This window comes from Methyloversatilis sp. (assembly GCF_965284615.1).
Lineage (GTDB): Bacteria > Pseudomonadota > Gammaproteobacteria > Burkholderiales > Rhodocyclaceae > Methyloversatilis.
Genome location: NZ_OZ260098.1, coordinates 1,630,460 through 1,654,714, shown reverse-complemented (window position 1 = coordinate 1,654,714; position 24,255 = coordinate 1,630,460). Strand labels below are relative to the sequence as shown.

23 protein-coding genes and 1 tRNA gene are annotated in these 24,255 nt (G+C 65.4%); 9 read left to right on the top strand and 15 right to left on the bottom strand.

Annotation, left to right across the window (positions count from 1 at the left end):
- Positions 1–590: 590 nt before the first annotated feature.
- From ACQ66H_RS08010 to ACQ66H_RS07995, 4 genes are all read left to right on the top strand, one after another.
- Positions 591–1,667, top strand: coding sequence for an SGNH/GDSL hydrolase family protein (locus tag ACQ66H_RS08010; protein WP_430433557.1), 1,077 nt, complete (start codon positions 591–593; stop codon positions 1,665–1,667).
- A 141-nt stretch (positions 1,668–1,808) separates the two neighbouring features.
- A complete protein-coding gene (locus ACQ66H_RS08005) occupies positions 1,809–3,038 on the top strand; it encodes a cytochrome P450 (RefSeq protein ID WP_430433556.1) in 1,230 nt (409 codons plus the stop codon).
- 29 nt (positions 3,039–3,067) lie between these two features.
- Complete coding sequence (locus ACQ66H_RS08000) at positions 3,068–3,415, top strand: fatty acid desaturase (protein ID WP_430433555.1); 348 nt, start codon at positions 3,068–3,070, stop codon at positions 3,413–3,415.
- Positions 3,412–4,098 (top strand): fatty acid desaturase, encoded by a 687-nt coding sequence (locus ACQ66H_RS07995; protein WP_430433554.1) that lies wholly within the window; start codon positions 3,412–3,414, stop codon positions 4,096–4,098. Before ACQ66H_RS08000 ends, ACQ66H_RS07995 begins: the two co-directional genes overlap by 4 nt.
- Here ACQ66H_RS07995 and ACQ66H_RS07990 read toward each other — a convergent pair whose 3' ends face one another.
- Complete coding sequence (locus ACQ66H_RS07990) at positions 4,099–5,457, bottom strand: chloride channel protein (protein ID WP_430433553.1); 1,359 nt, start codon at positions 5,455–5,457, stop codon at positions 4,099–4,101.
- 188 nt (positions 5,458–5,645) lie between these two features.
- Here ACQ66H_RS07990 and ACQ66H_RS07985 point away from each other — a divergent pair, with 188 nt between their 5' ends.
- Positions 5,646–7,232, top strand: a complete 1,587-nt coding sequence (locus ACQ66H_RS07985) for a gamma-glutamyltransferase family protein (RefSeq protein ID WP_430433552.1) — start codon at positions 5,646–5,648, stop codon at positions 7,230–7,232.
- Between the two features lie 299 nt (positions 7,233–7,531).
- Positions 7,532–8,608: a PEP-CTERM sorting domain-containing protein gene (locus ACQ66H_RS07980; RefSeq protein ID WP_430433550.1), complete on the top strand. Its 1,077-nt coding sequence runs from the start codon at positions 7,532–7,534 to the stop codon at positions 8,606–8,608.
- A gap of 68 nt (positions 8,609–8,676) precedes the next feature.
- On the opposite strand, the gene ACQ66H_RS07975 is transcribed toward ACQ66H_RS07980, so the two are convergent.
- Positions 8,677–9,120 (bottom strand): BLUF domain-containing protein, encoded by a 444-nt coding sequence (locus ACQ66H_RS07975; protein ID WP_304000802.1) that lies wholly within the window; start codon positions 9,118–9,120, stop codon positions 8,677–8,679.
- 115 nt (positions 9,121–9,235) lie between these two features.
- Between ACQ66H_RS07975 and ylqF the strand changes: the two genes are divergently transcribed.
- Positions 9,236–10,144 (top strand): ribosome biogenesis GTPase YlqF, encoded by a 909-nt coding sequence (ylqF, locus tag ACQ66H_RS07970; RefSeq protein WP_425762359.1) that lies wholly within the window; start codon positions 9,236–9,238, stop codon positions 10,142–10,144.
- Between the two features lie 151 nt (positions 10,145–10,295).
- On the opposite strand, the gene ACQ66H_RS07965 is transcribed toward ylqF, so the two are convergent.
- The 7 genes from ACQ66H_RS07965 to ACQ66H_RS07935 form a co-directional block, all read right to left on the bottom strand.
- Positions 10,296–11,618, bottom strand: coding sequence for an FAD-dependent oxidoreductase (locus ACQ66H_RS07965; RefSeq protein ID WP_430433548.1), 1,323 nt, complete (start codon positions 11,616–11,618; stop codon positions 10,296–10,298).
- A 10-nt stretch (positions 11,619–11,628) separates the two neighbouring features.
- Positions 11,629–12,093 carry a c-type cytochrome gene (locus tag ACQ66H_RS07960; RefSeq protein WP_430433547.1) on the bottom strand — a complete coding sequence of 155 codons (465 nt, stop codon included), beginning with the start codon at positions 12,091–12,093 and terminating at the stop codon, positions 11,629–11,631.
- 165 nt (positions 12,094–12,258) lie between these two features.
- On the bottom strand, positions 12,259–12,810 hold the full coding sequence (gene rfbC, locus ACQ66H_RS07955) for a dTDP-4-dehydrorhamnose 3,5-epimerase (protein WP_430433546.1): 552 nt from the start codon (positions 12,808–12,810) through the stop codon (positions 12,259–12,261).
- A complete protein-coding gene (gene rfbA, locus ACQ66H_RS07950) occupies positions 12,810–13,691 on the bottom strand; it encodes a glucose-1-phosphate thymidylyltransferase RfbA (RefSeq protein ID WP_430433545.1) in 882 nt (293 codons plus the stop codon). The genes rfbC and rfbA overlap by 1 nt, the downstream gene beginning before the upstream one ends.
- A gap of 20 nt (positions 13,692–13,711) precedes the next feature.
- Positions 13,712–14,605: a dTDP-4-dehydrorhamnose reductase gene (gene rfbD / locus ACQ66H_RS07945; protein WP_430433544.1), complete on the bottom strand. Its 894-nt coding sequence runs from the start codon at positions 14,603–14,605 to the stop codon at positions 13,712–13,714.
- Entirely contained in the window at positions 14,602–15,669 is a 1,068-nt protein-coding gene (rfbB, locus tag ACQ66H_RS07940; protein WP_430433543.1) for a dTDP-glucose 4,6-dehydratase, read from the bottom strand. Before rfbB ends, rfbD begins: the two co-directional genes overlap by 4 nt.
- Positions 15,670–15,758: 89 nt before the next feature.
- Positions 15,759–17,549 (bottom strand): AsmA-like C-terminal region-containing protein, encoded by a 1,791-nt coding sequence (locus tag ACQ66H_RS07935; RefSeq protein ID WP_430433542.1) that lies wholly within the window; start codon positions 17,547–17,549, stop codon positions 15,759–15,761.
- A 214-nt stretch (positions 17,550–17,763) separates the two neighbouring features.
- On the opposite strand from ACQ66H_RS07935, the gene ACQ66H_RS07930 reads away from it, so the two are divergent.
- Positions 17,764–17,839: transfer RNA gene (locus ACQ66H_RS07930), tRNA-Asn, on the top strand.
- Between the two features lie 304 nt (positions 17,840–18,143).
- Here the strand turns inward: ACQ66H_RS07930 and ACQ66H_RS07925 are convergent.
- Positions 18,144–18,746: a c-type cytochrome gene (locus ACQ66H_RS07925; protein WP_430433541.1), complete on the bottom strand. Its 603-nt coding sequence runs from the start codon at positions 18,744–18,746 to the stop codon at positions 18,144–18,146.
- Between the two features lie 10 nt (positions 18,747–18,756).
- Positions 18,757–20,067, bottom strand: a complete 1,311-nt coding sequence (soxC, locus tag ACQ66H_RS07920) for a sulfite dehydrogenase (protein ID WP_430433540.1) — start codon at positions 20,065–20,067, stop codon at positions 18,757–18,759.
- A 244-nt stretch (positions 20,068–20,311) separates the two neighbouring features.
- On the opposite strand from soxC, the gene ACQ66H_RS07915 reads away from it, so the two are divergent.
- Positions 20,312–20,896 (top strand): TetR/AcrR family transcriptional regulator, encoded by a 585-nt coding sequence (locus tag ACQ66H_RS07915; protein ID WP_430433539.1) that lies wholly within the window; start codon positions 20,312–20,314, stop codon positions 20,894–20,896.
- A gap of 129 nt (positions 20,897–21,025) precedes the next feature.
- Here ACQ66H_RS07915 and ACQ66H_RS07910 read toward each other — a convergent pair whose 3' ends face one another.
- The 4 genes from ACQ66H_RS07910 to ACQ66H_RS07895 form a co-directional block, all read right to left on the bottom strand.
- Positions 21,026–21,484 carry an N-acetyltransferase family protein gene (locus tag ACQ66H_RS07910; RefSeq protein ID WP_430433538.1) on the bottom strand — a complete coding sequence of 153 codons (459 nt, stop codon included), beginning with the start codon at positions 21,482–21,484 and terminating at the stop codon, positions 21,026–21,028.
- A gap of 22 nt (positions 21,485–21,506) precedes the next feature.
- Positions 21,507–22,355, bottom strand: a complete 849-nt coding sequence (locus ACQ66H_RS07905; protein ID WP_430433537.1) for an amidohydrolase family protein — start codon at positions 22,353–22,355, stop codon at positions 21,507–21,509.
- A gap of 172 nt (positions 22,356–22,527) precedes the next feature.
- Positions 22,528–23,421, bottom strand: coding sequence for an ABC transporter ATP-binding protein (locus tag ACQ66H_RS07900; protein ID WP_232419671.1), 894 nt, complete (start codon positions 23,419–23,421; stop codon positions 22,528–22,530).
- Between the two features lie 11 nt (positions 23,422–23,432).
- On the bottom strand, positions 23,433–24,254 hold the full coding sequence (locus tag ACQ66H_RS07895) for an ABC transporter permease (RefSeq protein WP_019918788.1): 822 nt from the start codon (positions 24,252–24,254) through the stop codon (positions 23,433–23,435).
- Position 24,255 lies beyond the last annotated feature (1 nt).

Genomic DNA, 24,255 nt, shown 5'->3' with positions numbered 1-24,255 from the left:
GTGAAATGGCGCACGGAAGTGCAGTCCCACCAGCGCTCGGCCGGACCGGGCGCACGGACACGAAACATCGGCTGCGCAAGGAAAACGCATGTCAGATTCCGGAAGTGAAACAAGATGTCATGACAGGTGATTCACCCCGCGCAGGGTGACGAATGACTTCGGCATCGAAGTTTGCAGTTGGACACAATCTGTCCAGCATTGCGACACATGTACTACTTTTAGCCTAAGACGATGGTCAAATAAATGCCTTTCTGATATCGCATTGACATTCGCAGGCAAATGATTCACGCGAGCACGGTCACGAATCGCCGGCCCTCGCCCCTCGCACGAAATCGTTTTCCACAGCCTTTCCCCGCTTCGATCCAGCATGCGGAGGCCCTGGTCACGGCGATTTCCGCCGCCCCGGCGGGTGCCCCTTCCTCCCCTTCCGATTCTCCTGGTGCGGCACTGCCGATGCCTCTGGCATGCGTATTGCTGACGCTGCAGCCGCGACCGGACGAACATCGATATTTGTGCGGCGCACACACAGAAATCCGGTCATGTGCGCCGTCGGCGAACGATCGATCCTCACCCATGGAAGGACATATCTGATGAGAAGGTTCATGTGCCGGCTGGCCATGGCGGCCGCGATTGCCGGGGGTGCGTCCTCCGTCTGGGCGGCGTCGCCGTACTCGGCGATGTACGCGTTCGGAGACAGCTTTTCGGATACCGGCAACCTGGTCGGTGCGCTGTCCACGCGGCCGGTCGAGGACGTGCTCGCCTGGTGGCCGCCGTTCGCGATCCCCGGCTACGCGGATGGCTTCTTCCAAGGACGCCCCACCAACGGACCGTCGGCAGTGGAACACCTCGCCGGCACGCTCGGCATCGGTCTGACCAACTACGCCTGGACAGGCGCACTGAGCGGTCACGGCAACGTGCTCCCCTTCGTGAACACCGCCTTCGGCGCGACCGGTCTGCGCGATCAGGTTGACGCCCATCTGTCGGCCACCGGCAGCGCCGATCCGGACGCGCTGTACTTCGTATGGGGCGGCCACAACGACTTCTGGGGCCTGGGTCAGGCGCTGCCCGCCTCGCTCGGTGACGACGCTCGTCTCGCAGCGCTGCAGCAGGCAGGCACGCTGGCCGCCCAGGACATCGCCGGCAACGTGGACGCGCTGATCGATGCAGGCGCCCGCAACATCCTGGTGCTCAACAGCATCGCGCTCGAGTACGAACCGTTCTGGGCAACCACCTTCGCCGGCGATCCGCAGCTGCGCGCGCTGCTGCACGAGGGCGTCAACACGATGAACACCCGGCTCGACGCACTACTCGACACGCTGGAGGGTACGCAGCCGGCCGTGAACCTGATGCGCTTCGACGCGCAGGACTGGTACGAGGACACGATCGCCGCCGTGCTCGCCGGCAATGCACCGGGCGGACTGACCAACGCCGCGTCCGCCTGTTTCGACTTCAACGGCAGCGCCTTCGCCGCCTGCGGTGCGCCGGACGAGCACTTCTTCTGGGACTCGATCCACCTCACCACCGCCGCCTACTCGATGCTGGCCGGCGAACTCGCCGGCGTCGCCGCCGCGCCGGTCCCTGAGCCGTCCGCCGCGTCCATGCTGGCCGCCGGCGGCGTGCTGCTGCTGCTGCGTCGCCGTCGCAACCAAACCGCGATGAGGTCTTGACCGCCGGAAGCACTTCGGGGAATGCACCCATCGGCGCCGTGACCTCGCGGCCGGCGCCGCCCTCTCCCTTCGTCGCCCCCCTTTACTTCCGATATGCATCCGCAGCCGCGGACCGCGATCGGCCTGCCGGAGATGCCGACCATGTTCGACCAGAATTTCATCGAGAATCCCTACCCGACCTACCGTGCGCTGCGTGAAGCCGGCTCCGCGCACTGGAATGGCGACTTCCTCGGCGGTGCGTGGCTGCTGCCGCGGCACGCCGACATCGCGCCCGCACTGCGCGACAGCCGCCTGAGCGCGCAGCGCAGCCATTGCTACAGTCTGCTGCTGCCGGAACCGGTCCGGCCGGCCTTCGCCGAATTCAATCGCGTCTTCGGCATGTGGCTGCTGTTCCAGGACGCACCGGAACACACGCTGCTGCGCAAGCTGATGAACAAGGGCTTCGCACCGCAGGTGATGGACCTGTGGCGCGATGCGATCACGCGCACCGCCCATGCACTGATAGACCGCCTGCCCGCTGGCGGCACCGTCAACTACATGGGCAGCTTCGCCCACCCCTTCCCGGCGCTGGTCATCTGCGAACTGATGGGCGTCGATGCCCGCGATCAGGCGGAGTTCATCGAGTGGTCGGACGACATCGCCCGCTTCTTCGGCAACCCCGCCAGTTCGCTGGAGGTGGCCTATCGCGGGCGTGACAGCCTGCTGGCGATGACGCGCTATTTCGAGGCGGTGGTCGAGCAACGCCGGCACGCGCCCGGTGACGACCTTATCAGCCTGCTCATCCGCATCGAGGAGGACGAGGAAGCGCTGAACGGCGAACAGGTCGCGTCGCAGTGTTCGATGCTGATGTTCGGCGGCCATGAAACGACGCGCAACCTGCTCGGCAACGGCATGCTCGCGCTGCTGCGCCACCCCGACCAGATGCAGGCGCTGCGCGACGACCGCTCGCGCATTCCGAACGCGGTGCGCGAAATGCTGCGCTACGACAGCCCGGTGCAGTACCTCACCCGCATCGCCGCCGAGGATTTCGAGTACGCAGGTGCGCAGATCCGGCGCGGGCAGATGGTGGTGCCGCTGATCGCCTCGGGAAACCGCGACGAAGCACGCCACGCCGACGCCGACCGCTTCGACATCGGCCGTGCCGACACCGCACACTTCGCCTTCGGGCACGGCCCGCACGTGTGCATCGGCACACGCCTCGCGCTGCTCGAAGCAGAGATCGCCTTCGATGCACTGCTCGCCCGCTGCCCGCACATCGCCGCCGTCAACACCCGGCCCGAATGGCTGGCGAACTTCGGCTTCCGCGGCCTGAGCACGCTGCGCCTCGACATGCAGACCCAACCGGCCGACGCCGGCGCGGTCGCCGCCTGATGCCGTCCACTCATCTCAGGAGCCCTTCCGTGACCGAACGCTGCCCGACCCCGCTCGATGTCCGTTCCACGCTGCCCGACATCGCCTACGCCTACAGCCTGCCGCTCGGCAGCCTGCTCTTCCTGACCGTGGCCAGCCTGTTTGCCGGGCTGTGGACGCTGTCGCTGTCGATGGACAATCTGGCCCTCAAGGCGCTGTTCGGCGTCATGAGCGGCCAGGCCATCGGCATCATGTTCGTGATCGGCCACGACGCCGCGCACGGCTCGCTGACCAACCGCCCCTTCTTCGACCGTCTGTTCGCCACGCTGGCTTTCATGCCTTCGCTGCATCCGGTGTGCACGTGGAAGATCGAGCACAACAAGATGCATCACGGGTGACCAATCTGAAGGGCATGGATCCGGTGTATCCGCCGATGTCGCCGGACGAGTTCGCCGCGCTGTCGCCGTGGCAGAAGCGCGTGCATCGCTTCTACCGCAGCATCTGGGGCTTCGGCTGCTACTACCTGTTCGACATCTGGTGGAAGGTGCTCATCCTGCGCCGCTCGGAAAACGGCAAGGAGATTCCGCCGGCCGTCGCGCTGGCCGACTTCGTCGCGGTGTTCGGATTCCTCGCCTTCGAGGTGTTCATGGCCTACCTGTTTGCCGCCGACGCGGCCGGGTTCGCATGGAACCTCGCGCTGTGCGTCGGGCTGCCCTTCCTGGTGTGGAACTACGTGATGACCTTCGTGACCATCCAGAACCACACCTACCCGACCATCCGCTGGTACGACAACCGCGACGAGTGGAACTACTTCCGCGCCCAGGTCGAAGGCTCCATCCACACCGAAGTGCCGGCCTGGCTGGATTTCTCCTTCGCCCGCGTGTTCCAGCACACCGCCCACCACGTTGACAAGAAGATTCCGCTCTACCGGCTGGTCAAGACCCAGGCTTCACTGGAACAGACCTTCAGCGGCAACGTGAAGAGGGTAAAGCTGACGCTGAAGGAATTCCTGACCGTTCTCAATGACTGCCAGATGTACGACTACCGCCGCCACGTGTGGATGTCCTTCCCGCGCGGCTGATCACCCGGGCGGCGCGGCATTGCGGGCAATCATGTGCCGCGCCACCGTGTGATAGAGCGGCTGACTGAAGAAGCGCGACACACCGGCCGACAGCAGCGACACCGCCATCAGGCCGATGATGACCGAATAGCCATCGACCATTTCCATCACGATGATGAAAGAGGTGATCGGCGCCTGCGTCACCGCGGCGAGAAAGCCGGCCATGCACAGCACCAGCAGCAGGCCCTGCGCCTCCTGCTGGCCGAGCAGCGGTGCGAGGTCGTGGCCGATGCCGGCACCGATGGCCAGACTGGGCGCGAAGATGCCGCCCGGCAGGCCGCTCAGATAGGCAATCAGCGTGGCGATGAACTTGACCGGACCGTAGTACCACGCGAGCTGCGTGTCGCCTTCGAGCAGTGCGCGCGTTTCGGCGTAGCCGCTGCCGAAGCTGACGCCGCCACTGACGAAGCCGAGCGCTGCCACCAGCAGACCGCAGGCCGCGGCGAACAGTACCGGACGGCGAGCGCGCAGATCGGCAAGCGGCCCGCGCCACGAGGTCGAACCGATGATGAGCATGCGCGAGAACAGCCCGCCGGCCACGCCGCACACCAGCGCGGTCACCGCCACGGCGAGCGCCATGTCGCGGTCACTGCCGGCGATGGCGATCTGACCGAAATAGCTGGCCTTGCCGAGAAAGGTCTGCGACACGATGCCGGCGAGCACGATGGCGGTGATGATGAGACCGCTCATGCGCGCCTCGACGCTGCGCGTCAGTTCCTCGATGGCGAAGGCGATGCCGGCCAACGGCGTGTTGAAAGCGGCGGCGATGCCGGCCGCGCCGCCGGCCACCAGCATGTGGGTGCGCGGAATGTGCAGCGCGCCGGGCAGCCAGCGATGCAGCACATTCATCAGCGAAGCACCGACCTGCACCGTCGGGCCTTCGCGGCCAAGCGAGAAGCCGCTGCCGACTGCGGCCACGCCGATGAACACCTTGCCGACGATGATGCGCAGCGTCAGCAGCGGTCGCCAGCCCGGCGTTTCCGGTCGGGACATTTCCGCGATGGTCTGCGGAATGCCGCTGCCCTCTGCACCGGCGAACCAGCGACGCGTGATCCATACGCACAGCGCGCCGCCCAGCGGCGTCAGCAGAAAGGGCCACCACGGGTGAGTCGCCGCGGTGTCACGGAACAGGTGCACCGCGTGATCCGAAAGCTGCGCAAAGCCGACCGCGAGCAGACCGACGCCGACCGCGCCGCCCCACAGTACGAGGCGCCCGAGCCAGACCTTCAGATAGGCGTAATGACGCCGGCGCAGGATGGGATTCTTCAGGCGTAGCCAGGCAGCGGTCAGCCGGGCACGCAATGTTTTCTGATCGGCCATGTCGGACGTCGTTGTCGGAGGTGGGCAGCAAGTTCGGCCAGGCGACGCAAGATGCGTGCCGCGCCATTCTGCCCCTTGCGCACGGGCGTTATGCCCTTTTGCCGCGCCGCAGATGCACGGCGGACGCGACTGATGCACCATAGCGGCGCACGGCGTTTCTTCGCGCCCACCCGAAACAGGAGCCAAACATGACTTCAAGCACGGGCGGCATCGCCGTCGCCCCCCACCGCCTCGCCGCAGAATCTGCGCGCGACGTCATGCGCGAAGGTGGCAACGCGATCGAGGCAATGATCGCCGCCGCTGCCACCATCGCCGTCGTCTACCCGCACATGAACGCGCTCGGCGGCGACGGCTTCTGGCTGATCGCCGAACCGGGCGAAGCACCGCGCGCGATCGACGCCTGCGGCGCCTCTGCCGCACTGGCGAGCCGCGCCTGGTACGCCGACCAGGACGTGCGCGATCGCATCCCGAACCGCGGCCCGCTGGCCGCACTGACCGTGGCTGGCACCGTATCAGGCTGGCAGCTTGCGTTGCAGGCAGCGGCCGAAGCCGGTGGCCGACTGCCGCTGTCGCGCCTGCTGCGCGACGCCGAACATCATGCGCGCAACGGCGTCACGGTGACCGAGAACCTGGCACGCAGTCTGCGCGTGAAGGAGCCCGAGGTCGGCCCGCAGCCCGGTTTCGCGCTGAACTTCATGCCGGACGGCGAGTTGCCCGCGGCCGGCAGCACGCTCTACCAGCTGCGGTTGGCCGACACGCTGTCGCAGCTCGTGCGCGAGGGTCTGTCCGATTTCTATACCGGCGAACTGGCCCGGCGCATGGCGTCGGCGCTGGAGCGTGCCGGCAGTCCGCTGCGGCTGTCCGACTTCGCAGCCCACCGCGCGCAATGGCGCACGCCGCTGGAGCTCGAGCACAGCCTGGGTCGCATCTACAACATGCCGCCACCGACCCAGGGTCTTCTGTCGCTGCTGATACTGGGTCAACTCGACCGACTCGGTCTGAAGGGGCTGCACGGACAGTCGGTGGACTACATCCACCGCGTGGTCGAAGCGACCCGGCAGGCCTTCCGCATCCGCGACCGCTATTTGACCGATCCGGCGCGAATGCGTGTTGACGCGCAATCGCTGCTGTCACCGGAATGCCTCGACACCCTGGCCGACAACATCGATCCCGAGCGCGCCGGCGGCCGCGTCAACACGGCGCCCGGCGACACCGTCTGGCTCGGCGTCGTCGATGGCGAAGGCCGTGCGGTGAGCTTCATCCAGAGCATCTATCACGAGTTCGGCAGCGGCGTGGTGGCCGGCGACACCGGCGTGCTGTGGCAGAACCGCGGCATCAGCTTTTCGCTGCAGGCGGGCGCGCTGAACGCCCTCGACCCCTGCCGCAAGCCCTTCCACACGCTGAATCCACCGATGGCGCAACTGAAGGACGGACGCACCGTGGTGTACGGCAGCATGGGTGGCGACGGTCAGCCGCAGTTTCAGGCCACGGTGTTCACCCGCCATCTCGTCTTCGGTGACAGCGTGCAGGACGCCGTGTCGGCTCCACGCTGGCTGCTCGGCCGCACCTGGGGTTCGGCCAGTGAAACGCTGAAGCTCGAGTCGCGCTTCGCCCCCGAGGTGTTCGAGCAGCTGGCCGCGCGCGGCCACGCGATCGAATCGCTCAGCGATTTCGACGACAGCGCCGGACACGCCGGGCTGATCGTGCGACACCCGGATGGTCGCGTCGAAGGTGCATCCGACCCGCGATCGGATGGTTCAGTCGAGTACGCCTGAGCGCCCGGGCGCACGACGCCCGCTGCCGATCCGAAAGCCTGGCGATCCGGCGAGCCCCGGCCTCGGCCGGCCGAATGGAGTCCGGCGGCGCGTTAACCCCTACTTAATGCATGGTTATTGTCCGTGCAGGACGATGGCGGCAGATCGTGGTCGCGTCACGGGACGACGACACGCATTGTCCGGTCGGACAGTGCGCGTCGTTCGTTATTGACACGTTCCGCGGCAGGCACAGCGTATTCCCGGGTGGGGAGCCATCCACGGAAAGCGCTGCCCCCACACTTCGGCACGAGGAGAGCGCCATGCACAGAAAATCATCGAACACCGCGCGCTGGATCGTCGCCGCGCTGCTGGCCGGAGGCACCGGCGCCGCACTGGCCAGCCCGACCTTGTACGGCAGCCTGAGCAATTTCGACGTCTATAACGACACCGGTTCTGAGACGCACGGCTTCGAGATCGAGTTGCATGGCGTGTCGGCGGCAGACGTCAGCTACACCTTCGGCGGCGATTACAACCGCTACGGCAGTCCGCGCATCGACAGCTTCGCCGATGGCATCTTCGTCCGCTACCTCAGCGCCTATGACAGTGCCCGCGGCGTCTTCCTGGCCGCAACGCCGGTGCCGGGCAGTTTCTCGCCGACCGACGGTCACAGTTGCTGGTCAGGTGGCGGTGCCGGCTATGCGGGGAGCGGCTGCGAACACTTCGGTCTCGGCCTCAACAAGAATGCGACCAGTACGCAGTACCGCTGGCTCAAGGGCGACGCGGCCACCGGTCAGATCAGCGCGGTCGGCAGCAACGTCCTGATCGCCGCGCCGGCGTGGCAGGTCGTCGATCCCGCACCCGCCGACCCCGGCCTGCCGCCGGCTCCGCCGATCGTACAGGCGGTGATCGCACCGGAACCTGCGGAAGACCGCGAGCAATATGGGGTGGCGCAGTGGGTCAAGGTCTACACGACCGAGATCGAGCGCGAAGTCGAACTTGAAGAACTGCTGAGCGACAACGCGGTCGTGCCGCGCGAACAGTCGGAAACCGAAATCGAGTGGGTGCTGTTCCAGGCCAAGCCGGCAGACAAGGACAACGGCGAGGGTGACGAACTGCTGCTCGAAAAGCCCCTGGCCGCCGATGTCAACGACCGGAAGTCGGTCATCCGGCGCTACGAGTTCTACGAGTATCTGGGTGCCTACAATCCGGAGGACCATGAGGCTCAGCCCTTCGACGAAGCAGACCCGGTCGGTGCCGGCGAAGTCGGCCGCTACATCGGCGCGCAGATGGCCGCCGCCAACCTGATGGCAGCACCGGTGCCCGAACCGTCAACCTGGCTGTCGATGATGGCCGGCCTTGCGGTGGTCGGGCGGATGTGTCGCCGCCGGATCCGCTGACGGGCCAGCGCCGGACGGGATCTGTCGCAGCAGGCGTTGTCGCGGCTACCGTCGGCAGGGGGTGCGCCTCACGCGCTCGGGCGTTCTGCGCGCGCCGTCTTCCAGCGTGCCACGCCGAGCAGTTCATGCAGCAGCGCCTCGACCGAGGCCGTGCTCATCGCGTAGGGGTCGAATTCGGGGCGCGGGCAGTACTTCAGGAACAGCGCGCGGTTATCGGCCGTGTAGCCGACATATCCCATGGCCCAGTCGGCGAAGTCGCGCGCCGTGACCTCGGTGAAACCGAGAATGGCCGGATCGCGATGACGCGGGTCGCCGACGATGCGGTGATAGACCTCGTTCACCTCCCGCCGCCCGCCTTCCAGACACTGCAGGAACACGCCGCCGGTGTAGCACAGCGCCCCGGTGACGCCGACGCGCGCGTTGTTCGCCTGCGAGCGGGCGAGGATGTGGTCGATGTCGCCGGGTGCGAGGCCGTCGCGGACCTTGCTGGCGTAGATGAGGCGGACGAGCATGGCGGTCTCCTGTGAAGTGTCCGCTTCGACCACATCAGGCGTTCCGGTGTTTCAGGGCGATGCGCGGCGTCAACCGGTAGAATGGCGACCTTTCCCGCCGCCCCGCCCGCCTCACATGTCCATCCAGTGGTTCCCCGGTCACATGACCGCCGCGCGCAAGCACGCGACCGACGCGATGAAATCGATCGACGTCGTGGTCGAGGTGCTCGACGCGCGCCTGCCGGAGGCGAGCAGCAATCCGCTGATCCACGCCATCCGCACGCACCGGAACCGGCCGTGCCTGAAGCTGCTGAACAAGGCGGATCTGGCCGATCCCGACGTGACCGCGGCCTGGCTCAAGTTCTTCAACAGCCAGCCGAACACCAAGGCGGTCGCCATGTCGGCGCGCAAGCCGGGCGACGCCGGACGCATCCAGTCGCTGGCGCAATCGCTCGCGCCACACCGCGACGACAATCTGAAGCCGCTGCGCGTCATCATCATGGGCATACCGAACGTCGGCAAATCGACGCTGATGAATGCGCTGGTGAAGAAGAAAGTGGCCGCCACCGGTGACGAGCCGGCGATCACCAAGAGCATCCAGCGCATCCATCTGAACCCGCGGCTCACGCTGTACGACACGCCGGGCCTGATGTGGCCGAAGATCGAGCACGAGAGCGATGGCCTGATGCTGGCCGCCAGCCATGCCATCGGTCGCAACGCAATCATCGACGAAGAGGTCGCCACCTTTCTCGGCAATCTGCTGCAGGCGCGTTACCCGCAGATGCTCACCGCGCGCTACGGCTGCACGCCCGACATGGACGGCGTGGCGGTGATCGAACACATCGCCGCGCGCCGCGGCTACCGTATCAAGGGCGGCGCACCCGATCTGGAAAAAGCCGCGTTCACGCTGCTGCAGGATTACCGCGACGGTCTGATCGGCCGTGTGAGCCTTGAAACGCCGGAAACCCGCGCGCAGATGCTGGCCGAGGACAAGGCCGCGAAGGCGGCCAGGGCTGCTGCATCCGCGGAAGGCGACAACGCCTGAGGGCCGCTGTCCGCGGCCGCGGAAAGGCGTTCGTGCCGCGTCGGCGCGGACGTGGCGCGGCGGGGCATGACCGCCCGGCCCACCGCATCAATCCGGCGCGTAGCGGCCCACGCTTGGAATGCGGTGCAACACCGGTCGGCCACGACCGCGCTCAGGCAAAGGTGTCGTCGAACAGGCGGGCCGCCCATTTCAGCATCTGTTCGAAGTTGTCCTTGCTGCGCGTCGGCGCTTCACCGAAGGACGCATCGACCCGCTTCATCGATCCGCTCGCTGCATCGTAGGCAAAGACGGCATTCAGCCATGACGCCGTGTCGTAGGTGATCGGGCTGAAACAGGCGGAATTCGCCACTACGCTCTGCATGCGCACGGGTTCGTCCACCGGCCAGCCATTGATGAGCCGGACGATCGCGTCGGCACAAATCTTCGCCTCGGAGTTGGCGATATGCCCCGCTTTCGGCAGACCGGTGCCCTGCGCATCGCCGATCACATGGATGCGCGGCGCCGCCGTCAACGCGTAGGTCAGCGGATCCACCCCGGCCCATCGGCCATTCACGTTCACCACCCCGATATCGTGCGCGAGCCTTGCCGCGGTATTGCGTGGAATGACGTTCAGCACGTCGGCCCGCCAGGCGGTCTCGCCATCGAGGCCGTCGCTGACCCAGGCCAGCTTGCGACCGCCCTCGAAGCTCACGCGCCTGACTTCGGCATTCGGGACATACTCCAGCCGACCGGCATACAGCTGGGCGAAGGCCTGGCGGAACATCAGAGGTTCGGCCTGAATATCTGTGTTGGCATCGAGCAGGACCAGCTTGGACCGGGGTTTCCTGCGCTTCAGGAAATCGGCGATCACGCAGGCGCGCTCATACGGCCCCGGCGGGCAACGGTAAGGTGACCGGGGAATGCTCATCACGACCGTGCCGCCATCACGCATCGCGTTCAACTGATCGCGCAAGGTCTGTGTCTGCGGACCCGCCACCCACGCATGTGGTACCAGGATCTGCTGCTCGAGTGTCTCCAGGCCCGGTACCCGATCAAACGCGATACCCGGTGCAATCACCAGCCGGTCGAAATCCAGGGTGATGCCGCTGGCGAGTTCCAGCTTGCCTGCGTCCGGATCAGCCGCCACCGCGCGGTCAGCCACCACCTCGATGCCGTAGCGCTGCTTCAGCTTGTCGTAGCCGAATCCCAGACCTGCCAGCTTGATCCGGTCATTGAGGACCAGATTGCTCAGGATGCAGGAAACGTGACGTGCATTCGGCTCGACCAGCGTCACCGACACGCCGGCGCCGCCCCATTGCGCGATGTACTTCGCTGCGGTCGCCCCGCCAAAACCGCCGCCCACCACCACGATGCGCGCCGCGGCGGCACGGGCCGGCTTCGGAATGCCGGCCGCCATCCATGCTGCGGCACCGCCCAGCGCCCCCAGAAAGCCGCGACGATCCAGCGGCTGCTTGAACACAGTCTCGAAAGTCATGTCGGCGCCCTCAGCTCGATTTCCGTACGGTCGGCCGCTTCGCGACCGCCTTTTTCGTTGACGCTTTCCGTGCCGACACCTTCTTCGTGCTTGCGTCCTTTGCCTCCTTGTGCCCGTCGCGACCTGGTTCGTACTCGCTGCCCGCGCCGTGTGCGCCTGCGGCCGGCGCGTAACGGACGAACCAGTCGGCGATGCGTCGTATCTGGTCGTCCGTGTAGCCGCGTGCCTGCATATGCATGATGTCGAGCTCCTTGCTTGTAGCCCGCATCTCGTTCAGCTCTTCGGAAATTTCGGCGGCCGTCTCACCATTCAGACGATCAAAGCCGCCTGTGCCGGACGCGTCCGCGGCATGACAACCCAGGCACTGGGACGCCAGCAGCCGGTCATCCTCAACGGCGGCCCCGACGCCGAACGCGCTGGTCGCCAGACCGCCCGCCAGCGCAATACGTGCCAGCCTCTTCTTCAGGTCACTCATGGGAATCCTCCCGCATAGAGAACGAGGAAGATGCTCCCACCCGGCGCGATCCCGGGTGTTAACCAGGGATTACCGCGCGGATTAAATGACGTTCATGTTGTAGACAGCTTCCGGCCGGCACGCGACAGGCGCAGCGTGCCTCCCGATCGCCGCCCCGGCACCGGATCAGAGGTTCTCGAACACCTCGCACTCACCGAGCGGCTTGCCCGCCAGATCCTTGGCCGACAGCAGCGGCTCACCGTCGAGCGGCCACTGCACACCCACCGTCGGGTCGTTCCAGGCGAGGCTGCGCTCGTGCTCCGGCGCGTAGTAGTCGGTCGTCTTGTACAGGAAATCCGCCGACTCGCTCAGCACGTAGAAGCCGTGCGCGAAGCCGGCCGGCACCCAGAACTGGCGGTGGTTCTCGCCGCTCAGTTCTACGCCGTGCCAGCGGCCGAAGGTGGGCGATGACCGGCGCAGGTTGACCGCGACGTCGAACACCCGCCCCTGCGACACGCGCACCAGCTTGCCCTGCGGCTGCTGCACCTGGTAGTGCAGTCCGCGCAGCACGCCGCGTCCGCTGCGCGAGTGGTTGTCCTGTACGAAGTCCAGCTCCAGCCCGGTCACCTCGGCAAAGGTGCGCGCGTTGAAGCTTTCCATGAAGAAGCCACGGGCGTCGCCGAACACCTTCGGTTCGAGCACGAGCAGCCCGGGGATACCTGTTTCGATCACCTTCATCAGAACACCTGTTCGTCGATGATGCGCAGCAGATACTGGCCGTAACCGCTCTTGGCCAGCGGGGAGGCGATCTTCTTCAGCTGGTCGGAATCGATCCAGCCCTGCCGCCAGGCGATCTCTTCCGGGCAGGAAATCTTCAGGCCCTGGCGCTTCTCCAGTGTCTGGATGAACTGCGCCGCCTCGATCAGCGAGTCGTGCGTGCCGGTGTCCAGCCAGGCGTGACCGCGGCCCATCACCTGCACTTCCAGCGCGCCGCGTTCCAGATACACGCGGTTCAGGTCGGTGATCTCGAGCTCACCGCGCGGAGACGGCTTCAGTGCCTTGGCAATCGTGCTCGCCTCACCGTCGTAGAAATACAGCCCGGTCACCGCGTAGCGGCTGCGCGGCTTGGCCGGCTTCTCTTCCAGACTGATCGCGCGTCCGTTGGCGTCGAACTCGACCACGCCGTAGCGCTCCGGGTCGGTCACGCCGTAGGCGAACACCGTAGCCCCTGCCTCGCGTGCGCTGGCCGACTTCAGGTCATGCGCGAATTCGTGGCCGTAGAAAAGGTTGTCACCGAGCACCAGCGCCGAGGGGCCGCCACCGATGAAGTCCTCGCCAATGATGAAGGCCTGCGCCAGACCATCCGGGCTGGGCTGCACCGCATACTCGATCCGCATGCCCCAGGCCGAACCGTCGCCCAGCAAGGACTGGAAGCGCGGCGTGTCCTGCGGCGTCGAAATCACCAGTACGTCGCGTATGCCCGCCAGCATCAGCGTCAACAGCGGGTAGTAGATCATCGGCTTGTCGTAGACCGGCATCAGCTGCTTCGATACCGCGATCGTCACCGGGTGCAGGCGCGTGCCGGATCCACCGGCCAGTACGATGCCCTTGCGTGTCATGAGGGTGCTCCTGATTCTGTTCAGAGGATTTCGGCCAGCATGCGGTCCACGCCCTGCTGCCAGGGCGGCAGCACGAGACCGAAGGCCTCCCGCAGCCGACGGGTATCGAGCCGCGAATTGAGCGGACGCGTGGCCGGTGTGGGGTAATCGCTGGTCGGGATGGGCAGGATGGCGTCCGGCGCAACCTTGATCGCGTGACCGGCCGCGCGCGCGCGTTCGATCACATGGGTGGCGTAACCATGCCAGGACGTTTCGCCGGCAGCCACGCAGTGATAAAGCCCGCCCAGTTCGGGTCGGACGCGCAGCGCGCGCGCGGCGTGTGCGCTGACGTCGGCCAGCAGTTCGGCGCCGGTCGGCGCGCCGATCTGGTCGGCGATGACGGTGAGCCGTTCGCGCTCCTTCGCCAGTTTCAGCATGGTCTTGGCGAAGTTGCCGCCGCGTGCAGCATAGACCCAGCTGGTGCGCAGGATGAGGTGAGTGGCGCCGGACGCTGCGATCAGCTGCTCGCCCTCCAGCTTGGTGCGGCCATAGACGCTGAGCGGCCCGGTCGCCGCCGTCTCGTCGCGCGGCACGTCACCGCTGCCGTCGAACACGTAATCCGTCGAGTAGTGGATAAGGTGGGCGCCGAGTGCCTTGGCTTCCTGTGCGATGCGTCCGGGCGTGGTCGCGTTGATCAGGCGCGCCAGATCGACTTCGCTCTCGGCCTTGTCAACCGCGGTGTGCGCGGCCGCATTGACGATGAGATCCGGTGCCACACGGCGCACGGTTGCCGCCACGGCCTCCGGCTGACTGAAGTCGCCGGACAGATCTCCGGTGCTGTCGAAGTCCAGCGCAATCAGCTCACCCAGCGGAGCGAGCGCGCGCTGCAGTTCCCAGCCAACCTGTCCCCCCTTGCCGAACAGCAGGACTTTCATGCCGACGCTCCGCCGTACTGCTTGCTCACCCAGTCGCGATAACCGCCGCTGAGCACGTCCTGCACCCAAGTCTGGTTGTCCAGATACCAGCGCACCGTCTTGCGGATGCCCGTGTCGAAGGTTTCCGCCGGCCGCCACCCCAGTTCACGCTCGATCTTGCGCGCGTCGATCGCGTAGCGCCGGTCGTGGCCGGGGCGGTCCTTCACATAAGTGATCAGCCGTTGGTAGGGGCCGGCGGCGTCCGGCTTCATTTCGTCGAGCAGCGCGCACACCGTGCGCACGATGTCGATGTTCGGCTTCTCGTTCCAGCCGCCGATGTTGTAGGTCTCGCCCAGACGGCCGCGCGCCAGCACTTCGCGGATGGCCGCGCAGTGGTCCTTCACGTACAGCCAGTCGCGCACCTGCTGCCCGTCGCCATAAACAGGCAGCGGCTTGCCGGCCAGCGCATTGACGATGATGAGCGGGATCAGCTTCTCGGGAAAATGATACGGGCCGTAATTGTTCGAACAGTTGGTGGTCACCACCGGCAGGCCGTAGGTGTGGTGCCAGGCGCGCACCAGGTGGTCGCTCGCCGCCTTGCTCGCCGAGTAGGGGCTGTTCGGTTCGTAGGCATTGGTTTCGGCGAAAGGCGGGTCGGTGGGCTTGAGCGAACCATAGACCTCGTCGGTGCTCACGTGGTGGAAGCGGAAGGCGGCCTTGTCGTCGCCTTCGAGTGCACCCCAGTAGCCACGGGCAGCTTCCAGCAGCGTGAAGGTGCCGGTGACGTTGGTGCGCATGAATTCGCCCGGGCCGTGGATCGAGCGGTTGACGTGCGACTCGGCGGCGAAATGCACGATGGCGCGCGGATGATGCTGCGCGAGCAGGCGGTCTATCAGTTCGCGGTCGCAGATGTCGCCGTGCACGAAGACGTGACGCGCGTCGCCATCGAGCGACGTCAGGTTGGCGCGGTTGCCCGCGTAGGTCAGCGCATCGACATTGACGACCGGCTCATCGCTGCCGGCCAGCCAGTCGAGAACGAAGTTGCTGCCGATGAAGCCGGCACCGCCGGTTACCAGGATGGTCATGATGCAAACGCCTGTGCGATTGTTAGAGCCATCACTTTACCGCCTGGCATGACAGCACGCGGTGAAAGCTGCGCGGTGCCTCGACCTGCTCAGCGCAGCAGCTTCACCACCGGATCCGCGTACGGACCCTCGATGCTCACCGGCGCGCGCACCGTCGTTGCAGAGCCCTGCAGCGTTACGTCGAGACGCCCGCGCAAGGTGTCGTCAGCCAGACGCAGCGTGCCGTTGGCGCCGACCAGACCCGATTCCATCACCACCTGGCTCAGGCTCACGCCGTTCGCGTCAACCACCGCGTTGGCGTCCAGCCGATCGAAGCGCGTGCTGCCGCCACGCACCCCCCCCGGCCGGGGAATGCGCACCGCCTGCACAAGATCGACGCGCTCGATCTGCCCGCGCTGCACCCCCATCGTGCCAGTGCCACGGAGGTTCTTCTGCAGTTCCTCGTAGTTCCGGCCCTCGCCGGTCAGCGACAGGGACAAGGACAGATCGCCGGTCAGTAACAGCGTCGGTGCGAACACCTTCAGCAGTCCACCGAGGCTCAGACGGGAGGTCTGCAACTGCCCTTCGAACTTTGCCACGTCGGCAAAGTCCAGCGCGACGCTGCCGGTCGCGTAACCGTCGTAGAGCTTCACATCCAGCTTGTCGAATTGCAGACGACGGCTGTTCAGCGTGCCCTGCGCCTCCAGCACATCGAACAGCAACGAAGGCTTGCCCGGGGTCTGCCAACCCAGCGCCGTCATCGACACGCTCCAGACGCCGCCGGCATTGTTGCCCTGAAGCTTGAGCCCGCCGTCGGCCGAGGCGAGCGACAGACGCGTTAACACGCCGTTCTCGTCAAGCGCCAGATCGCCGCCGAGCGCGCCGATCGCACCATCGAGCAGCACGATGCTGGCGTCAACCATGCTGACGTGCTCGACCGTGACCCAGCGCGACGCCCAGTTGATGTCCTGGCGACGCGACAGCGACGGAAGGAAGGAGAGATTCAGCGCCGCGCGCTCGATGCGCACGTCGCGCAGAACCGTGCGTTCCGACAGCAGCGTGGATACGCGCGGCAGCAGCTTCACCGCGCCGATTTCGAGCTGCCCGGGCCCGCCCACCGTCACCCCTTCGAGTGCGATGGACGGCTCGGGGAACAGGCTGGGCGAAACCGAAGCGATGCGTACCGGCTGCCCCAGCAATTCGGTCGCCAGGGACTCGAAGTGCGGCAGATGCCGCTGATAGGGATAAAGGAAGAAAAGGCCGACCAGCAGCAGCAGCAGCACCGCCACGGAGAGGACGATCTTCTTGCCGAGCGAACCTGGCGGGCCCTTGCGGTCGCCGACACGTCCCGCGAACAGATCGAACACCCGTTGCAGGCCACCGCCGCTGCGCTCCGCGGCAGCGGCGTCTGGCGAGGCGGACATCATCGCGCGACGAATGGCACCCCGTACATCGTCGGCCGCCGACAACGCTGCAGCGGGGGCCGGGGCATTCGCCGGGGCCGGCGCCGCCAGCTCGGGCAAGGCCATCGCGAACTCGTCGAGCACCGGCGACTCCTTCGCCGACGCCTTTTCGTGCGCCCGACGGATGTCGTCCGACACCGGCGTGATCGGCTGGCTGACCAGATCCTCGATATCGACCAGCATGGACGACAGTTCTGCGCGGTCCGCCTCCTCGCCCTGTGGCGGCGCGTCGATCCGGCGCACCAGTCCGCGGTGCTCCAGTTCGCCGACCAGGCCCTCGACAATGAGCGGATCGCCAAACTGCTGCGCCAGATTGCCGACAGGCGTGCGCCCGTCGATCATGATCAGGATGGAGCGCAGGTTGCGCTGGACGATGGTGCGCTTGCTCACCGCCTCTTCGCCGGCCTCGGTCTTTACGTAAACAGCATTTTCGTTCATGGATGCGCGCTGGCCGCCTTGCCGCGCCGGCTCGATCACCGACGCTGAAGAGATGAAGTCATGCGGTTGTGGCTGCCAGACAGTCTTGCAGGCAGCGGTGACGCGATCATAAATCGACTCGGGTGCCGAGTGACCGCACATTCAGGCCGAAGAAAATATCGCATCAATCGCTTGACGATCGTCGGCGGGCTGTCTATAGTTGCGGCCTCTTTCTTCCCCGATAGCTCAGTCGGTAGAGCGCCGGACTGTTAATCCGTAGGTCCCTGGTTCGAGCCCAGGTCGGGGAGCCAAGACACAAAAGGCCCGCAGCGATGCGGGCCTTTTCCGTTTACACGCGAAATCCGATTGCCGCGGCGAAGCGGATGCCTGTGTAGCGCCCCGCCGGGCGATGTCGGACTGCGGGACGAGACCAACGTAACCCGGCCGACCAGATCCCGTGGGGCGGATGAGATCGGCCGGGTATGGACACACCTCCTGGCGTCGGAGCGGTCGGCCACGCCGACGCTACCCCGGCAATCCATCAGTCAGTATCAGCTAGTGCAGTCCTGATCACTGTCTGCCGCGTAGATGGCGAACGTATCTGCCATCGCTTCCTCAAGGTGCGGCAACGCTTGTGCGCAGCGGCTTGCAGTCCTGCATGCACCGGACAGCGCTCGTGTCCGGCCGGTCGTTGACGATGAAGCCGTCCCGGTTCGGCATGCGGATCGCCGCCAGACTGTTCGCATTCATCTCGGCGTCCTGCTCCACCAATCCGTTGAGATGCAGCAGGTAAGCCGTTACCGCGTAGGTTTCGTCGTTGCTGAGCGACTGCGGCGCGGTCAGCGGCATGGCGCGGCGGATGTAATCGAACAGCGCCGGCGCATATGGATACATGCTGCCCGGCGTAAGCAGACGCTTGTCGGTCTTGAACGAACCGATACCGCCCACCATGGTGCCGAACATCGGTCCGCCAGCAGCCGCGGCGCCGTGGCAGGAGGCGCATTGGGCGTCGAACACCGCCTTGCCTGTCCGTGCGTTGCCGGACCCCGGCGGCAGCCCCTGCCCGTCCGGACCGCGGACATCGATATTCCAGGCGACGAGATCCGGTTCAACGACGGGCGTGCCGAGCGCGGCCGGGCGGGCATGCGGTGAAGCAGTTGCCGAACTCACCGTATTTCCCGCGCAACCCGCCAGCAGCAGGGTGGCGGCCAGGGCCATCGTCACTGTCTCAAGCGATCGCATTCTTCACCTCCCCTGCTTCGTTGATGAACCACGGAAAAACGCCGTTGTGGTGCTGCACGAAGCCGGTGATCGCGCGCACTTTCTGGATGTCCTCCACCGTCGGCTGGACGTAGCCGGTCGAGTTGACGCAGCGGCTGGCTATCGTTGTCGGACCACCGGTCCAGTTCCACTGCAGCCGGAATCGCGTCAGGCACTTCTCCATCACCGGCCCTTCCAGTTGCGCCTGGCGCCAGGTACGACCGCCATCGAGCGTGACGTCCACCGCACGTATGCTCCCCTTGCCAGACCACGCGAAGCCGACGATCTCGATCGGGCCCGGGCGTATCTTCATGCTTCCGGATGGCGAGGTGATCACGGACTTCGCCTCCATCTCGAAACTGAACTGACGCCACTTCCCGTCCGGCATCGGATCGGTGTAGCGCGCAGTCTCGCTGCGCAGATGCCACGGCTGGTCGCCCAGCTTGAGCCGGCGCAGCCACTTGATGCTGACGTTCCCCTCCCAGCCCGGAATGAACAGACGAAGCGGGTAACCGTTTTCAGGTCTGAGCATTTCGCCGTTCGCCGCATAGACGATGAGCGCGTCCTCCATCAGCTTCTTCATCGGAATGCTGCGTGCATGCGCCGCACCATCCCCGCCCTCCGCCAGTGCCCATGTCGCCGAAGGCGAGACGCCGGCCTCATCGAGCAGCGTCGATACCGGAATGCCGGTCCACTGGGCGCACGACAGCAGCCCGTGCGTCTGCTGCACGGTGCGGGCGGCCGGCTTCAGCCAGTCAGTCAGGCCATTGCCCGAACACTCCATGAAGTGGAAGCGCGACACCGACGGATACTTCATCAGATCGGACATCGAGAAAACCAAGGGCTGGCGGACCATGCCGTGAATGACGAAGCGATGCTGGTCGGGATTGATGTCGGGTACCCCGTTGTGGTGCCTCTCGTAGATCAGCCCGTTCGGCGTGACGGTGCCCAGTTGCTGATGCAGCGGCGTGAAGCTCCAGTCCGAATAGTTCTGCTTGTTCACCAGCACATCAGTTCGCCGTCGTTTCACGTGCGACTCGTACTTCGATGGCACACCGTACTCTTCAGGGGGCAGTGGGCGTCCGAGTGTCTTGTTCGATTCCGGCACCGCAAGCGGCTCCGCGCGCGCGACACCGACACCGGCCAGCCCGGTCACCGCGGCGGCTGCCGTCTTCGCGAGCAGCGCACGTCGCGACGGATTGTGCGTAATCGAACTGTGAGCCTCGAGTTCGGCGCGCGCGGCTGCGACCAAACGTACTCCGTCAATCTTCTGATCCACGATGACCTCCAGGTGGTTGGGAATCTCCGATGACCGGGCTGTACCGATCGGTCGGTATACTACGTCGGCGTACTGGCTGGATCAATCAACTCATGCGGGCGGTGGCCGAAACTCGCTCGGTGGCACCCCACCGCGTGGATGTCGCTCAACGCATCGCTTTGGGCACGATGCTTTGAACGCAAGGCACAGCGGGTAATTTATGATCTGAAGAACTTTGAACTCTGGCCCCTCCGGGGCCGTTCTCATGAGCGTAGACACGAAGGACGACCGTTCGCAGCGAGCACGCATCGTCAAGGCGGCCGCCCGCCTTTTTGCCGAGCGCGGCTATCACGCGGTGGGGATGACCGAGCTGCAAAACGCAGTCCAGCTGGGCCGCGGAGCGCTCTACCACCACATCCGCAGCAAGGACGACCTTCTCTACGACATTGCCCGCGAGTACATCACCGATCTGAACGAACTCGCGGTGATCGCCGAAGAGGAAGCGGACCCGAGAAAGCGCATCTGCATACTGGGTCACCACCTGATCTCGATGATCGCGTCCCATCAGGCGGAGCTGACGGTGTGCTTTCGGGAAGTCCAGTCGCTGACAGATACGCGCCGTGCGGAAGTGCTTGCGCTGCACACGCGCTACGAACGTGTTTGGAAGGACGCCTTCATCGCCGGCGCCGAACAGGGTCTCTTCAGGCCCTACGACCCGGTGGTCCTGAAGGGCGTACTCGGAATGTATTTCTACAGCTATCTGTGGATGCGGCCGGACGGCTCGCTCGGTGCGGAGACCATCTCCGAGCGCTTCAACGAGATGGCCCTTCGCATGCTGGCGCTCGCCTGACCCGCCGACAACGCGCGACGCACACCTGGCGACCGCAGCCTTCCGGCGCGCCGCAGCCGACACGTCGCCGCGTCCCCCCGGTCCCTGAAGCGCAAGGCTGCAGACGCTGGACATCGTCGTCGATGCAGCTCAGAACTCGATCATGAAGCTGTAGCCATGCCGCTCGAACCCGAGCATTTCGTAGAAGCGGTGCGCCTTTTCTCGCCTCAGGTGACTCGACAGCGCGAGCTTGTAGCAGCCCGCCTCCGCGCAGCCCTCCATGGCGAAGCGCATCATTGCCTGACCTACGCCACGGCGGCGAAGCCCGGGTGCGACCACAACATCTTCGACAATCGCGTGCGGACGCCCGCCATGTGCAAGGCCGTCGATGATGATGAGGGCGAACGTACCCACCCGTTCGCCGTCGCACTCGGCGACGTACACCCGGTAGTCCGGATAGCCCTCGATCTGCCGGAAGCGTGCGCGTGCATCGGTCAGCGGCAGTGAGGGCTCGGGCGAGAAGTCGAGCGATGTGTACATGTCGAGCAGCCAGTCGATGTCCTCATCGTCGGCCCGGCGTATCGATATGGGCTGCCCTATCGTGTTCATCGTCGCCTCCTCGCCCATCGCCTCAAAGCCCCAGAACCTGCTTCGCGTTGCCGCCCATCACCTTGTCGATGACCGATTCCTTGAAACCGAGGGTACGGTAGTCCTCGACTGACTGACCCATCGCACGGAACGGATAGGAACTGCCGAACAGCAGCTGGTCCTGCATGAAGCCGTTCGCGGCCTCGACATACAGCGAACCACCGGGCAGGAAGATGTACATGTCCGCCACGACGAACACGTTGTCCCAGCGGAAGGCGATGCCGATCATCTCGTTCACGTAGGGCCAAAAGCCGTGATAGCAGACGATCTTGAGCTGAGGAAAATTCTTCGCCACGCGGCCGATCGACGCGGGATCGGTCAGTTCGAAGCGCGGCGTGGTCGGACCCGACATGATGGTCACCGGCACGCCCAGCGCCTGGCAGGCCTCGTACACCGGATAGAGCTGCGCATCGTCCGCCGCCACCTGAGGGTTGCAGAAGCCGGGTTCGATGTTGATGCCTTTCAGGCCGAGCTTCCGCACTGCGCGCTCGATCTCGTCGGTCGCCGCCTTGATGCCGCTGGCGTGCGGATCGACCGAACCGATGCCGACGAGCTCCTTGTGCTCCGAAACCATCTTCATGATTTCGTCGTTCGAGTGCTTGATCCCCGGTGTGTCGCGGCCGACCACCACCGCCTGGGCGATGCCGGCGGCGCGGATCTCCTTGACGAAGGAACTGGCGTTCTTCGAGCGGGTGAAATGCAGTTCGTCCTGCGACCCCGTCCGGCGGTTCAGCCACTTCACCACCTCGAACGAGGGGGTGTCGGGCGTCGCGCCATAGAAGTCGTGCAGGTAGGAAGGTCTGCTGCGCATGTCGATCACGGTCTGGGTCATGGTGTCCGCCTGTCTTGAGTCGTTGAGAGTGGGGCTTTCTGTGCCCCGTCCGGCTGTTGCGCGGAGTCGCGGTGATGCGACCCCGCGTTTTTCTGGCGCGAGCGCTCCCTGCGGGCGCACCGTCAGGCACGCTCGTCAAGGTGTCGAGACGCGCGCCGTGCGGCGCGACGCGTCACGCCCTCTGTGATCTCCTTGCGTAGGATTCGACGAAGTCGGCCGCCGCCTTGCTGCCTCCGGAGAAGGACTTCATCGCCTCCTCGTGCAGCAGTGACAGTGCGGTCATCTTCACTTCGTTGGCGCGGTCGCCGAGGAAGAAGTCGGCCAGCTTGCGCGGCCGCGGAATGTCCACCTCGATGGTGGCTCTCACCCGGGTCGGGATATTGCTCATGATGATCAAGCGGTCGGCGAGAAACAGCGCCTCGTCGATATCCGTAGTGACGAAGAAGGTGGTGCGGCGGGACTCCTCGTACAGCGCCGAGTAGTACTCCCACATCAGTTCCTTCGACATCGCGTCGAGTCCGCGGAAGGGCTCGTCGAGGATCATCACCTCCGGGTTGTTGATCATTGCGCGCGCGAGCTCCGCCCTGCGCTGCATGCCCCCCGACAGCTGCATCGGATACTTCTTGCGGAAGTCGCGCAGGCCCACCTTGTCGAGCAGGAACTCGGCGAGGTCACGCGCTTTCTTGTCGTCCTCACCGCGTGCGATCGGCCCGTACATGATGTTGTCGTAGGACGTCATCCATGGAAAGAGTGCCGACTCCTGGAACACCACCAGTCTGTCCCGCCCCGGCCCGGTCACCGGCTTGCCATTCAGCAGGATGTTGCCGCTCGTGGGTTTCTCGAACCCCGCGAGCAGCTTGATCAGTGTGCTCTTGCCGCAGCCGGAGGGGCCGATCATCACGGTGAGCTTGCCGCGCTCGACGTTGAACGAACAGTCCTTCACCACCTTCTTCTCGAACAACCCTGTGCCGTATGACTTGCACACATTGCTGACGATCATCTCCCCGGCGTTGATCGAGATCTTGCTGGTGATCGGCGCCATCGCGCTCTGAGTTGCACTTGCCATGATCCGCCTCCTTACCGTGTTCTGAGCCAGGGTGTGAAGAAGCCGCCGATGCCTCGCAGAAGCTCGCTGCACGCATAGCCGGCGATGCCGATGCTGATCATTCCGATGACGATCTGCTCATAGGAGCCACCGACATAGGAGTTCCAGATGAAGAACCCGAGTCCGCCGCCCGAGCCACCGCCCCCCCCACCACCGGAGATCATCTCGGCGGCCACCACCACGTTCCAGGTGATGCCCATGCCCACCGATGACCCCACCACGATGGAAGGCACGGTCGCTGGCAGCACGATGCGCTTGAAGATGTCCCACTGCGACGAGCCCATGGCCTGCGCTGACTGGTAGAAGCGCATGTCGATCGAGCGCGCACCACCCAGCACGTTGATCACCACCGTGAAGAAGGCGCCGAGGAAGGTGACGAAGGCAATCGACAGCTCTTCGGTCGGCCAGAAAATGATGGCGACCGGGACCCAGGCAAGCGGCGGAATCGGCCGCAGGATTTCGAACGACGGGAAGGTGATCGAATTGAAGGTTCGACTGACCGCCATCAGCAGACCGAGCGGTATGCCGATCACCATTGCCGCGACGAAGCCACTCAGTACGCGCATCAGGCTCAGATACCAGCTCTGCCAGTAGCCGCTATCACCCAGCAGATCCCACCACACGGACACAACGCTGGTGGGTGGCGGTATCAGCCCGATCCAGGGCATGGTGAAGCCTGCCCATTCCTTCGACCGCGATCCCGCCTCCCACAGAATCAGGAAAACGGTGATCGACACGATGGCGCGCAGCGTGGTGCGGCTGAACAGCGAACGCCGTATCTTCTTCATGTTCATC

What these genes read in the sequence shown, in the direction of transcription:
- ACQ66H_RS07900 (WP_232419671.1), bottom strand. Translation starts at nt 23,421, where the DNA reads ATGGCAAGTGCAACTCAGAGCGCGATGGCGCCGATCACCAGCAAGATC.
- ACQ66H_RS07980 (WP_430433550.1), top strand. Translation starts at nt 7,532, where the DNA reads ATGCACAGAAAATCATCGAACACCGCGCGCTGGATCGTCGCCGCGCTG.
- ACQ66H_RS07960 (WP_430433547.1), bottom strand. Translation starts at nt 12,093, where the DNA reads ATGAGTGACCTGAAGAAGAGGCTGGCACGTATTGCGCTGGCGGGCGGT.
- rfbD (WP_430433544.1), bottom strand. Translation starts at nt 14,605, where the DNA reads ATGAAAGTCCTGCTGTTCGGCAAGGGGGGACAGGTTGGCTGGGAACTG.
- ACQ66H_RS07990 (WP_430433553.1), bottom strand. Translation starts at nt 5,457, where the DNA reads ATGGCCGATCAGAAAACATTGCGTGCCCGGCTGACCGCTGCCTGGCTA.
- ACQ66H_RS07905 (WP_430433537.1), bottom strand. Translation starts at nt 22,355, where the DNA reads ATGACCCAGACCGTGATCGACATGCGCAGCAGACCTTCCTACCTGCAC.
- ylqF (WP_425762359.1), top strand. Translation starts at nt 9,236, where the DNA reads ATGTCCATCCAGTGGTTCCCCGGTCACATGACCGCCGCGCGCAAGCAC.
- ACQ66H_RS07895 (WP_019918788.1), bottom strand. Translation starts at nt 24,254, where the DNA reads ATGAACATGAAGAAGATACGGCGTTCGCTGTTCAGCCGCACCACGCTG.
- ACQ66H_RS07965 (WP_430433548.1), bottom strand. Translation starts at nt 11,618, where the DNA reads ATGACTTTCGAGACTGTGTTCAAGCAGCCGCTGGATCGTCGCGGCTTT.
- rfbA (WP_430433545.1), bottom strand. Translation starts at nt 13,691, where the DNA reads ATGACACGCAAGGGCATCGTACTGGCCGGTGGATCCGGCACGCGCCTG.
- ACQ66H_RS08010 (WP_430433557.1), top strand. Translation starts at nt 591, where the DNA reads ATGAGAAGGTTCATGTGCCGGCTGGCCATGGCGGCCGCGATTGCCGGG.
- ACQ66H_RS07925 (WP_430433541.1), bottom strand. Translation starts at nt 18,746, where the DNA reads ATGGCCCTGGCCGCCACCCTGCTGCTGGCGGGTTGCGCGGGAAATACG.
- ACQ66H_RS07915 (WP_430433539.1), top strand. Translation starts at nt 20,312, where the DNA reads ATGAGCGTAGACACGAAGGACGACCGTTCGCAGCGAGCACGCATCGTC.
- ACQ66H_RS07935 (WP_430433542.1), bottom strand. Translation starts at nt 17,549, where the DNA reads ATGAACGAAAATGCTGTTTACGTAAAGACCGAGGCCGGCGAAGAGGCG.
- ACQ66H_RS07985 (WP_430433552.1), top strand. Translation starts at nt 5,646, where the DNA reads ATGACTTCAAGCACGGGCGGCATCGCCGTCGCCCCCCACCGCCTCGCC.
- ACQ66H_RS07910 (WP_430433538.1), bottom strand. Translation starts at nt 21,484, where the DNA reads ATGAACACGATAGGGCAGCCCATATCGATACGCCGGGCCGACGATGAG.
- ACQ66H_RS07975 (WP_304000802.1), bottom strand. Translation starts at nt 9,120, where the DNA reads ATGCTCGTCCGCCTCATCTACGCCAGCAAGGTCCGCGACGGCCTCGCA.
- ACQ66H_RS08005 (WP_430433556.1), top strand. Translation starts at nt 1,809, where the DNA reads ATGTTCGACCAGAATTTCATCGAGAATCCCTACCCGACCTACCGTGCG.
- rfbB (WP_430433543.1), bottom strand. Translation starts at nt 15,669, where the DNA reads ATGACCATCCTGGTAACCGGCGGTGCCGGCTTCATCGGCAGCAACTTC.
- rfbC (WP_430433546.1), bottom strand. Translation starts at nt 12,810, where the DNA reads ATGAAGGTGATCGAAACAGGTATCCCCGGGCTGCTCGTGCTCGAACCG.